Annotated in this window: 12 protein-coding genes; 2 read left to right on the top strand and 10 right to left on the bottom strand. The window is 61.8% G+C overall.

The features are described from left to right. Nucleotides 1–2: 2 nt before the first annotated feature. The 10 genes from flgH to ACIQYU_RS07320 all read right to left on the bottom strand — a co-directional run bounded on the left by flgH (nt 3) and on the right by ACIQYU_RS07320 (nt 7,795). Nucleotides 3–698 (bottom strand): flagellar basal body L-ring protein FlgH, encoded by a 696-nt coding sequence (gene flgH, locus ACIQYU_RS07365; RefSeq protein WP_013973620.1) that lies wholly within the window; start codon nt 696–698, stop codon nt 3–5. Between the two features lie 35 nt (nt 699–733). Beyond that, nucleotides 734–1,519, bottom strand: a complete 786-nt coding sequence (gene flgG, locus ACIQYU_RS07360) for a flagellar basal-body rod protein FlgG (protein ID WP_013973621.1) — start codon at nt 1,517–1,519, stop codon at nt 734–736. Between the two features lie 47 nt (nt 1,520–1,566). Then, entirely contained in the window at nt 1,567–2,307 is a 741-nt protein-coding gene (gene flgF, locus ACIQYU_RS07355) for a flagellar basal-body rod protein FlgF (protein ID WP_233687571.1), read from the bottom strand. A 160-nt stretch (nt 2,308–2,467) separates the two neighbouring features. Continuing rightward, nucleotides 2,468–2,650: a hypothetical protein gene (locus ACIQYU_RS07350; RefSeq protein ID WP_025340098.1), complete on the bottom strand. Its 183-nt coding sequence runs from the start codon at nt 2,648–2,650 to the stop codon at nt 2,468–2,470. 48 nt (nt 2,651–2,698) lie between these two features. Further along, nucleotides 2,699–4,021 carry a flagellar hook protein FlgE gene (gene flgE, locus ACIQYU_RS07345; RefSeq protein ID WP_207829663.1) on the bottom strand — a complete coding sequence of 441 codons (1,323 nt, stop codon included), beginning with the start codon at nt 4,019–4,021 and terminating at the stop codon, nt 2,699–2,701. Between the two features lie 28 nt (nt 4,022–4,049). Beyond that, the gene (flgD, locus tag ACIQYU_RS07340) at nt 4,050–4,751 is read right to left on the bottom strand and encodes a flagellar hook assembly protein FlgD (RefSeq protein WP_207829660.1); all 702 of its coding nucleotides are present in this window, start codon (nt 4,749–4,751) and stop codon (nt 4,050–4,052) included. Between the two features lie 12 nt (nt 4,752–4,763). After that, nucleotides 4,764–5,207 (bottom strand): flagellar basal body rod protein FlgC, encoded by a 444-nt coding sequence (flgC, locus tag ACIQYU_RS07335; RefSeq protein ID WP_024087485.1) that lies wholly within the window; start codon nt 5,205–5,207, stop codon nt 4,764–4,766. Between the two features lie 2 nt (nt 5,208–5,209). Further along, nucleotides 5,210–5,620: a flagellar basal body rod protein FlgB gene (gene flgB / locus ACIQYU_RS07330; RefSeq protein ID WP_063912859.1), complete on the bottom strand. Its 411-nt coding sequence runs from the start codon at nt 5,618–5,620 to the stop codon at nt 5,210–5,212. A 366-nt stretch (nt 5,621–5,986) separates the two neighbouring features. Next, complete coding sequence (cheR, locus tag ACIQYU_RS07325; RefSeq protein WP_233687569.1) at nt 5,987–6,814, bottom strand: protein-glutamate O-methyltransferase CheR; 828 nt, start codon at nt 6,812–6,814, stop codon at nt 5,987–5,989. Nucleotides 6,815–6,865: 51 nt separating this feature from the next. Next, a complete protein-coding gene (locus ACIQYU_RS07320; protein ID WP_207829652.1) occupies nt 6,866–7,795 on the bottom strand; it encodes a chemotaxis protein CheV in 930 nt (309 codons plus the stop codon). A gap of 77 nt (nt 7,796–7,872) precedes the next feature. Here ACIQYU_RS07320 and flgA point away from each other — a divergent pair, with 77 nt between their 5' ends. Together flgA and flgM are read left to right on the top strand one after the other, a co-directional pair. Continuing rightward, nucleotides 7,873–8,625, top strand: a complete 753-nt coding sequence (gene flgA, locus ACIQYU_RS07315) for a flagellar basal body P-ring formation chaperone FlgA (RefSeq protein ID WP_207829642.1) — start codon at nt 7,873–7,875, stop codon at nt 8,623–8,625. A gap of 164 nt (nt 8,626–8,789) precedes the next feature. Next, the gene (flgM, locus tag ACIQYU_RS07310) at nt 8,790–9,104 is read left to right on the top strand and encodes a flagellar biosynthesis anti-sigma factor FlgM (RefSeq protein ID WP_063912863.1); all 315 of its coding nucleotides are present in this window, start codon (nt 8,790–8,792) and stop codon (nt 9,102–9,104) included. Nucleotides 9,105–9,140: the final 36 nt, after the last annotated feature.

Below are 9,140 nucleotides of genomic sequence, written 5' to 3'. Positions count from 1 at the left end.
ACTCAGAAAGGCCAAAGCGGGCTGATGAAGAAGCGGTCCAGCCACCCGGGCTGGCTGGCATCGGCGAACGAGCCGGTACCGGAATAGGTGATGCGTGCATCGGCCACACGGGTGGACGGCACGGTGTTGTCGGTGGCGATGTCGTCGGCGCGGATCATGCCGGCAATGCGCACCAGCTCTTCGCCGGTGTTCAGGGTCAGCCACTTCTCGCCGCGCACGGCGATGATGCCGTTGGGCAGCACTTCGGCCACGGTCACGGTAATGGAACCGGTCAGGGTGTTGCCCTGGGTGGCCTTGCTGTCGCCCTTGGTGGCGCGCTCGCCGCTATAGCCGGCCTCCAGCGACAGGTCACCACTGCCGAACGGGTTGTTGGTGCTCGGCGTGCTGCCAAACAACGAGGTCAGGCCGATATTGGCGTTGCTGTTCTTCTGGATCTGCGAGCCGGCGTTCTTGCTGGCCGATGTGCGCTCGTTGAGGGTGATGGTGATGATGTCACCCACCCGGAACGCCTTGCGGTCGCTGTACAGGTTCTGCTCGAAACCGGCCTGGTAGATCGAACCGTTGTTGGCCGCTGCCGGCAACGGGGTGCGCGGCAGTACCGGCGCGTAGTACGGGTCGTTGGGCTTGGGCGTCGGCGCGACGCAACCTGCCAGCAACACCGCCCCCCCCAGGGCGAAAACGGACAACAGACGATTCATGACGCTTACCTCACGGGTGCAACAGAGTGACTGGGTTAGAGCTGTTGAGTGACGAACGACAGCATCTGGTCAGCGGTGGAAATGACCTTGGAGTTCATCTCGTAGGCACGCTGGGTAGTGATCATGTTCACCAGCTCTTCCACGGTGCTGACGTTGGAGTTTTCCAGGGTCTGCTGCAGGGTGGTGCCGAAACCGTTCAGGCCCGGGGTGCCGACTTGCGGCGCGCCACTGGCGGCGGTCTCAAGGAACAGGTTGTCGCCGATCGCCTGCAGGCCGGCCGGGTTGATGAAGTCGGCGGTCTGGATGTTGCCGATCACCTGCGCTGCCGGGTTGCCGGCGGTGGTGATCGACACGGTGCCGTCCTGGCCCACGGTGAAGGTCTGTGCATCGTTCGGCACGACGATGGCAGGCTCCAGGGCGTAACCGTTGGCGGTGACGATCTGGCCGTCGGAGTTCAGGTGGAAGGTACCGTCACGGGTGTACGAAACCGTGCCATCCGGCTGCAGGATCTGGAAGAAGCCACGACCGTTGACCGCCATGTCCAGCGGGTTTTCGGTGGTCTGCAGGCTACCGGCGACAAAGCTTTTCTGGGTGCCAACGATGCGCACACCGGTACCGACCTGCAGGCCCGAGGGCAGCTCGCTGTCCTGGGTCGACTGGGCGCCGGGCTGACGACGGATCTGATACAGCAGGTCCTGGAACTCGGCACGGTCACGTTTGAAACCGGTGGTCGAGACGTTGGCCAGGTTGTTGGAAATGACCGTCAGGTTGGTGTCCTGGGCGGACAGGCCGGTTTTAGCGACCCAAAGAGCCGGAAGCATGTTGATTCTCCTCGTGCGCCTGTTTTACGGCACCCGTTCAAAAGTGATTAGCCGATTTGCAAAACCCGAGCCATGGCTTCGTCGCCTTCCTTGGCCGTGTTCATCATCTTGACGTGCAGTTCGAACTGGCGGGACAGCGCCAGCACCGAGGTCATTTCCTCGACGGCATTGACGTTGCTGCCTTCCAGGAAGCCCGACACCACCCGGACATTGACGTCGGCGGCGGCCGGCTGGCCGTCGCGGGTATGGATCAGGCCATCCAGGCCCTTGGTCAGGCCTTTGGTGTCCGGATTGACCAGCTTGATGCGGTCGACCTCGGCCATTACCCGCGGGTCTTCACCCATGGAGCGAATGCTGATGGTGCCGTCGGCCCCCACTTCCACCTTCTGCTCCGGCGGAATGGCGATCGGGCCACCGTTGCCGATCACCGGCATGCCGTTGCCGGCACGCAGCACGCCAAGGGCGTCGATGTTCAGGCTGCCAGTACGCACGTAGGCTTCGCTGCCATCGGGCGCCTGCACGGCAATGAAGCCCTTGCCGGTCACCGCGACGTCCAGGTCGCGACCGGTCTCGACCAGCGGGCCTTCGCTGAAGTCGGTGGCCGGGCGCTCGGTCATGGCAAAGGCGCGCGACGGAAAGCTGTCGCCGAACACCGGCATCGAGCGCGCCTGCTCCAGGTCACGCTGGAAACCGTTGGTGGAAATGTTCGCCAGGTTGTTGGCGTGGGCCTTCTGCGCCAGCGCGTTCTGGCTGGCACCGGTCATGGCCACATAAAGCAACTTGTCCACAGTATCTCCTCTGCGCGTAGCTGCCGCGCTGTCACTGCGCAGGTTCAAAGCAATAATCGAACCAAGTCTGAAAGCCCTTGTTTACAGGGGTTTCAGCGTGGTGAGAGGCAATAAACGTCAGTTTGTCGGCGGATGTTTGCCGTCTGCGGCAAGGGTTTGCTCAGAAGGTGCGGCAAGCGGCGTTGTTGTAGGGGCCGGAATGGCGCACCCAGCCTTCGCCCGGGCTGCTGGCCGAGCACATGTAGCGACCGGTAGCCAGGCTTTGCCATTGGTAGAACGGGGCGGGAGCGGCCGCGAGTGGCAGGGCCATGGCCAGCAGGGCTGTGAGCATTAGCCGTTTCATGCGTTGAGACCTCGAGAATTTGGGGCCGCTTTGCGGCCCCAATAACCATCAGGTCATCTGGATGATGGTCTGCATGATGGTGCTTTCGGTGGAGATGGTCTTGGCGTTGGCCTGGTAGTTGCTCTGCGCCTTGATCAGGTTGACCAGCTCGCCGGTCAGGTCGACGTTGGAATCTTCCAGCGCACCGCCAGTGATCTGGCCCAGGGTGCCGGTGTCCGGGGCGCCGATCACCGGTACGCCCGAGGCGTAGGACTCTTTCCAGCTGGTACCGCCAACCGGGGTCAGGCCCTGCAGGTTGGCGAAGTTGGCGATGGCCACCTGGCCGATGACCTTGTCCTGGCCGTTGGTGAAGTTGGCGAACATGTTGCCGCTTTGATCGATGGTCAGACCCGACAACTCGCCGGTAGCGAAGCCATCCTGGCTCTTGGCGGTGGTGGCGCTTGCTGCGTTGTACTGAGTGGTGCCGAGCATGTCCAGGTTCACCCCGGCCAGGTTGGCAGTGGCGCCGTTCGGGCTCCATACGCCGGCAGCGTTCTTCTGTGCCGGAATCCAGTTGTCGAGGGTGAAGGTCTTGTCGGCGGCGATGGTCATGCCACCGGCTACCGGGCCTGCAGTCATGGCAGCAGTATCAAGGGTGCCGTCGGACTTGAACGGCAGCTTGTTGGCCAGTGGCGTGGTCGAGGTCGGGTCGGCGGGGTTGCGACCGTCGATGGTGGTGTACATGGTCCACGAATTGCTGGCGGCATCCTTGACGAAGTACTGGTTCAACTGGTGCGCGTTACCCTGGCTGTCGTACACATCGGTGTTGAACGTGTAGTTGTAGCTGCCGGTATTGGCAGGATCGAACGGCGTAATGGCCGGTGCGGTAGCACTGGAGTTCAGGTTGACATTCTCGGAGATTTTTCCGGTCGGGTTCGGCGTCAGGTTCGAGGTATCGATCTGCAGGTTGGTCAGCACGCCCTGGATGATCTTGCCGTTGGCATCCACGGCATAACCTTGCAGGTTGGCGCCCGACGAGCTGACCACGTAACCGTCCTTGTCGCTGTAGAACGCACCGGCACGGGTGTAGATCTTCGAGCCGTTGTCGTTCATCACGAAGAAGCCGTTGCCATCGATGGCCATGTCCAGCGCCTGGCCGGTGCCATTGATGTTGCCCGGGGTGAACATCTGCGACACGGCAGCAGTCTTCACGCCAGTACCCACCACGTTCTTGCCGGCACTGGTGCCGCGCACGGAGTTGGAGTACTGGTCGGCGAACTCGGCACGCGACGACTTGAAGCCGGTGGTGGCAACGTTGGCAATGTTGTTGCCAGTTACGTTCAGGGCCTTGTTTGCTGCATAGAGGCCGCTAAGGCCGATATTGAAAGACATGTGTAACTCCTGTCGTTTTGCTCAGGCCCTAGATGCCGATGCTTTGGATTTTGGAAAGCGCAACACTGCCCAGCCCAGCCAGGTTGAGCGTCATCTCCGAACCGTTGGTACCCATGGTCACACTGGTGACCGAGGCCGGCAGGTTGGTGGTCATGGTGGTGGCCTTGCCGTCGATCGAAGCGGTGGCCTTGAAGGTATAGGTACCTGCCGCCACGGCTTCGCCGTCGTCATTCAGGCCATCCCAGGTAAAGTCGATCTTGCCGGCTTTCTGCGTACCCAGGTCGATGGTGCGCACCAGTTTGTCGTCCTTGTCGTAGATACCAACCGAGGTGGCAGTGCTGGACGACGTCAGGTTGACAGTGCCTTTCATGTCCTTGCTGGTGTCGACCACAGCCTTGTTGGTCTCGACAATGACATTGCGCCCGACCAGCGACGAAGCCTGCAGGGCCTGGGATGACTGCAGCCCCGCCGCGATATAGGTCACCGAATCATTCAGCGACTGCATGCTTTCGAGGCTGCTGAACTGCGCCAGCTGTGCCACGAACTCGCCGTTTTCCTGCGGATCGAGCGGGTTCTGGTTCTTCATCTGGGTAACCAGCAGCTGCAGGAATGCATCCTTGCCCAGGGCGCTGCCGGCAGCGCCGGTGCTGCTGTCGGTTTTCGACGTCTGCTTCTGCAGCGAGGTCAGGTACGCGCTGCCGACCTCGGTTGTGGAATTGGTGGTGGTCATGTCGGCTTCCTATCACTGCCCCAGGGTCAGAACTTTCTGCATCATGCTCTTGGCCGTGTTCATCAGCTCGGCATTGGTCTGGAACGCGCGGCTGGCAGAGATCATGTCAGCCATTTCCTCGACCACGTTGACGTTCGGGTAGTAGACGTAGCCGTCCTTGTTCGCCGCCGGGTGGTTGGGCTCGTAACGGGCCTCCAGGGTGCTCTGGTCCTCGACGATGCCTTTTACCTGCACGCCCTGCCCTGCCTCGCCCTGGTCCTCGAACAGCGACTGGCTGCTGCCGGCCTGCGCGTCCTGGAAGGTGGTGGCGAACACCGGGTGGCGCGCGCGGTAGGTCTGGTCGATGCTCGAGGACACGGTCTCGGCGTTGGCGATGTTCGAAGCAACGGTGTTCAGGCGCGTGTTCTGCGCACTCATGCCGCTACCGGCAATGTTGAAGACACTGGAAAGGGACATGGTCATTCTCCCCGCAGGGCCGAAACCAGCCCTTTGAACTTACTGTTGAGCAAGGTGAAGCTGGCCTGGAAGCCGACGGCGTTTTCGGTGTAGTTCGATTGCTCGATCTGCGCGTCCACGGTGTTCTGGTCGATCGACGGCTGCGTTGGCGTGCGGTACTTGAGGGTATCGTCGGCCATGGCCAGGCCCTCGGCCTCGATATGACGGCTGTTGGTACGTTCGAGGCTGAAGCGGCCACCGCTCTGCTGCTTGTCGCTTTCGGCGGCGAGCACCGAGGCGAAGTCCATGTCACGCGCCTTGTAGTTGGGCGTGTCGGCGTTGGCGATGTTGTTGGCCAGCACTTCGGCGCGCTGGGCGCGGAAGCCCAGGGCCTTTTCGTGGATACCAAGCGCCTTGTCGAAGCTGATGCTCATGTCGGGGAAACCTTCGGAGGTTGACCGGAATATCGTTGGGCAAGGTATAGCAAGGGCTGTGCCAACCAACGGAAAGCCCGGAAATACGGGCCTGCAGGGCGCAGTGCTGTCATAGTGATGCCAGAAAAGCGGCAAAGGCCTTCCGCCTTGGGCGGCGAAAGCGGCAATTGCCGGGCGGCAAAAGCGGCAAAACAAAAAATTGACGTCAGCATTTTGCCTGAGCCGGCCTCTTCGCGGGCGCGCCCGCTCCCACAGGTAGAGTGCGAGCCTGAGGTTTGCATGGTTCCTGTGGGAGCGGGCATGCCCGCGAAGAGGCCGGCACAGACAAACAAAAAGGCCGGCAACTTTCGCTGCCGGCCCTCTTGGTTACTTGGCCTGGTAGATGATCCCCGGGCTGCACTGCACCATCTGGTAATGGTCCGGCAGCCCGTTCAGCGCCTCGGAAGCCCCGAGGAACAGATACCCACCTGGCTTCAAGGTACTGTGAATGCGCAACAGGATGTCCTTCTTCACCTGCGCCGAGAAGTAGATCAGCACGTTGCGGCAGAACACCACATCGAACTTGCCCAGACTGGCGTAGCTGTCGAGCAGGTTGAAGGCGCGGAACTCGACGCGACTGCGAATCGCCGGCTTGACCGCCCAGCGCCCCGGCCCCTTGGTGTCGAAGTAACGCTGCAGGCGCTCCTGGGACAAACCGCGGGCAATCGCCAGGCTGTCGTATTCGCCGGTCTTGCAGTTGGTCAGCATGGTGCCGGACAGGTCGGTGGCAACGATCTGCGCCCCCATCTTCAACTGGCCGAGGTTGCTGCGCTCGAACTCGTCGATGGCCATCGAGATGGAATACGGCTCCTGCCCCGACGAACAGGCCGCCGACCACATGCGCAGGCGCTGGCCGGGGTTGTTGCGGATGAACTCGGGGATGACCTTGTTCTTCAGCACCTCGAACGGGTAGGTATCACGAAACCACAGGGTCTCGTTGGTGGTCATGGCATCGACCACCTGCTCGCGCAAGCCGCCACGCGGCTGGACCTGGATGCGCTGCACCAGCTCGCCCAGGCTCTTGATGCCCTGTTGCTCCATCAGCTTGTTGAGACGGCTGGAAACCAGGTACTGCTTATTCTCGCCCAGCAGGATGCCACAGGCTTTCTCCAGGAATACCCGGAACTGTTCGAAATCCAAATTACCCGTAGACACTACTGCCGCCTCTTTTCAATCACTGGTGCCGGGGGCCTGCCCCCGGCCGCGTCAATGCGTTGCCTTGATCCGGTCGACCACCCGCTGGGCCAGGTCGTCCGGTTTGAACTTGGCCAGGAAGTCATCGGCACCGACCTTCTTGACCATTGCCTGGTTGAACACCCCGGAAAGCGAAGTATGCAGGCAGATGTGCAATTTTTGCATGCGCGGATCGCTGCGGATCTCTGCCGTTAGCGTATAGCCATCCATTTCCGGCATTTCAATGTCCGAGATCATCATCAGGAACTCTTCTTCCGGCTTCTTGCCCTCATCCACCAGCTGGCGCAGGTAGTTCAGGGCCTGGCGGCCGTCGTTGAGCGCCACCACCTCGACCCCCACGGTCTGCAGGCAGCGACTGACCTGCTTGCGCGCCACCGACGAATCGTCGACGGTAAGCACCCGCAGCAGCACGGCCTTGTCCTGCACCTCGGCATCGATCACCCCGTCCGACACCGACTCGGACGACGGCGCCACTTCGGCCAGCACCTTCTCCACGTCGATGATTTCGACCATGCGGTTATCCACCCGGGTGACCGCGGTCAGGTAGTGGTCGCGGCCGGTGCCCTTGGGTGGCGGATGGATCTCTTCCCAGTTCATGTTTACGATGCGCTCCACCGAGTGCACCAGGAAGCCCTGGGTCTTGGTGTTGTACTCGGTGATGATCACGAAGCTGTTGCGCGTGTCTTCCTGCAGCGACCGCAACCCGGTGGCCATCGACAAGTCGAGGATCGGGATGGTCGCCCCGCGAATATTGGCGACACCACGCACCACCGGGTGCGCCTTGGGCAGCAGGGTCAGCGCAGGGCATTGCAGCACTTCCCTGACCTTGAATACGTTGATGCCGTATAGCTGTTCACCATTGAGGCGGAACAGCAGCAATTCCAGGCGATTCTGCCCCACCAGCTGCGTGCGCTGGTTGACCGAATCCATCACTCCTGCCATGCCAGACTCCTTTATGTTTCAGCCTTTCGTTGCAACTCAGGTAGAGAGTCGGCACGGGCTTTGCTTTTTTGAGCGCCATGTACACGAAAACGACATTTTCCCGACGATTGACACGCCTGCTAACTGGCTCGCTGGCCATGCTGTGCCTGTTGCTGCCCGGCGTTCGCACAGTAGCGGACGCGTTTACCTTGCCTGAACAGCTTATCGGTGTCACCCAAGGGTTTCTTGAATTCAGCGTTGAAGATTACCTGGCCACCACCCAGACCGCCGGCCGCTACGAAATCCAGGTCAACCCGCTGGACCCGCGCTTGCGCATGCCGCTGTGCAGCCAGCAACTGGACGCCTCGCTGGAAAGCCCGGCCCAGCCGCTGGGCCGCGTCACGGTAAAGGTGCGCTGCGAAGGCTCGGCACCGTGGACCGTGTTCGTGCCGGCCACCGTGCGGCTGTTCCGCGACGTGGTGGTGGTGACCCGCCCGCTCAAGCGCGACAACGTGGTGGGCGAAGGCGACGTGGCCCTGCGCGAGCGCGATGTCGGCACCCTGGGCCAAGGTTTCCTCACCGAACTGGATCAGGCGGTGGGCATGAAGATGCTGCGCCCCACGGTGATCGACCAGGTCCTCACCCCGCAACACCTGGAACAGGCCGAGGTGGTACGCAAGGGCGACCACGTGGTGATCATCGCCCGCAGTGGCAGCCTGAGCGTGCGCATGCCAGGCGAAGCCCTGAGCAAGGGTGGCCTGAGCGAGCAGATCCGGGTGCGCAACCTCAATTCCAAACGGGTGGTCAAGGCCAGGGTGACCGGCCCCGGCCAGGTCGAGGTCAGTATGTAGCCAGCCCACGGATTTGCGCTGGCGGTAAGGAACCGCTTTTCCTAAACTGTGTCAGAAAACGGGTTCGCGAGCTTGCTGACAGGCGGCTATGCATTTGTGCCTAAAGTTTCTTTCGGGTTGGCCGAAAACAAGGCAAGCGTCCAAATACCCAGAGGTTTCTGATCATGGTCATCGACTTCAGTCGTTTGAATAACTCTCCGTCCGTCACGGGCGGCGTGCGCGGCAACACCGCGCCCGGCAGCGCCGAAAAACCGGCAGCCAGCCAGGAAGCGGCAACCGCCACCAGCGCCAGCGGAGAAGCGGTACACCTCAGCCAAGAGGCCCAGCAGTTGCAGAAGATCAGCGACAAGCTGCGCGACGAGCCGGTGGTCAACAGTGCCCGTGTGGCCCAGTTGAAACAGGCAATCGCCGACGGCAGCTACCAGGTCGATGCCGGCCGGGTCGCCAGCAAACTGCTCGATTTCGAAGCCCAGCGCTGACCGTTCGGCGCGCTGACTTCACGGACGCCAGAAAAG

Source organism: Pseudomonas sp. NPDC096925 (assembly GCF_044762545.1).
Lineage (GTDB): Bacteria > Pseudomonadota > Gammaproteobacteria > Pseudomonadales > Pseudomonadaceae > Aquipseudomonas.
The sequence above is the reverse complement of the archived record's forward strand: the minus strand, read 5'-3'. Positions and strand labels throughout refer to the sequence as shown.